We start from the raw sequence: 1,739 nt of genomic DNA, 5'->3' as shown, positions 1-1,739 counted from the left end.
ATTTTGGCGATTGACCAACGCCCCGATTGGGTCCCCCCTTATCTTGAACTGGGGCGCGCTTACCATGAGCGGCGGCAATATAACCTGGCGTTGCAAACGTATCATCAGGCCATTGCGATTGCCCCAGAGGATGCCAGCGCATACCACCTGGCGGGGCAAGCCCTCAAAGATGCCAAAGATTACGCCAACGCGGAAAGCATGCTGCGCAAGGCCGCCCGGCTCAACCCCGAGAATATCAGCATCCAACGCCAATTGGCGGCCATGATTGCCATGAACCTGGTACATAACCCCCGCAAGACATTTGCCACCGTTGATGAAAAAACGGCATAAACCCAAACGGAAACTACTATGAAAACGCTACAACCCCTTCCCCCTGGTGAACCCTGGCCGAGACCGTATCTGAATGAAATTCTACAAATGGCTCTCAACGTCAAAACCTTTAGCTTCGCGCGCCAGGCGGCACTGGCCTGGCTAACCCATTACGAGCGCGATTTGCACATCCAGTTTTTGCACGCCCAGGCTTTTATTGGCGAAGGCATGGCCGCAAAGGCGTTGCCAATTCTGGAGGGTGTTTGCACCGCCGATCCCGAATTCTTTGAAGCGCAGGAATTGCGCGCCAGCGTTGGCAGCAATTTGCAAGCCAAGGGGATGGATGCGGCCCGCGGGGCGTATCTGGCCCTGGGGGGGCGCGTCGCGGCGACCTCGAAGCTGGCTCAGCCCGCCCCGGCGTGGACTCAGCCCCTGCGGGTGGCCTACCATGCCCTGCAAGGTAAAAATTTCGCCGCCGCCGAAGAGATCATCACCGAAACGCTGATCTACGACCCGCCCAATATTTTGGCCGCGCTGACCCATCTGCGCATCTTGTGGTCACAGCCAGAGACACCCCAACAGGCCACCCAGAGCCTGGCCGAGCATTATCACCGCCTCTGGCCGGACTGCGTGACGATTCAACTCATCCTGGCCGATAGCATGATGAGCGCGGGCAGCGCCGACCACGCCGTGGCATTGCTACACCGTGCTGCATCCAGCGATCCCGCCGGGCAGGTTCCAGCGCGTTTATGGGGCGTGGAAAATCCCTACCGCACGCTGTGGCCGGAGCGGATGCGCGCCGTGCTCGATATTTCGATCCCGGCTGGGGTGGCCGCAGCCCTGGGGTGGAATCTGCTCCCCAACGGGCAGCCGCGCAAGGAAACAGAACCCGCCTCCAATATTGAGCGTCAACCCGAAAAGAGCGCGCCAACCCCGGGGCAGGCCAGCGCGCTCCCCCACAGTCCAGAAATCCTGCCGATTAAAAACACTCCGAAACCGCCCAGCCGTTCTGGCAAATCGTCTGATTTAAAAGCGGAAGTGAAACGCGCCCGCGCAGAAGCGCGCCACATATTGAATCCGGACAAAGACAAAGCAATACAAAAAGAGATCGGCATCGAACTGGAAACAGCTGCCCGGCGTCTCAAGCTGCCTGATTTGCCCAAAACGGATGGCGCTTTGCCAGTGTATGTCGTGATGAGCACACAACACGGTATGGCGCGCAAATATGGCGCGCAAACTGCCGGAATGATTGATGAAGCCATGCAAGCCCTGACCCTGCGGCTGCGCCAGCGCAATGGCTGGGGCGCACTGTTGGTTTACCCCGATGATCCCGCCGGTATGGCTGGATTAGGGTTAAAACCCGCCGCCCCCGATGATCCCTGGGCTTTGAAACTGGCCTTGCACGATATTGATACCGCGCTGCGCGCCAA

General features: G+C 59.1%; 2 protein-coding genes. Both read left to right on the top strand.

Annotation, left to right across the window (positions count from 1 at the left end):
- The coding region (locus HN413_08355; GenBank protein MBT3390407.1) for a tetratricopeptide repeat protein at positions 1-330 on the top strand (330 nt) is incomplete at its 5' end.
- Between the two features lie 18 nt (positions 331-348).
- A partial coding sequence (locus tag HN413_08350; GenBank protein ID MBT3390406.1) for a hypothetical protein occupies positions 349-1,739 on the top strand: 1,391 nt, incomplete at its 3' end.

The organism is Chloroflexota bacterium (assembly GCA_018648225.1).
GTDB lineage: Bacteria > Chloroflexota > Anaerolineae > Anaerolineales > UBA11858 > NIOZ-UU35.
Note: the sequence above shows the minus strand (reverse complement) of the source record. Positions and strands in the feature narration are given on the sequence as shown.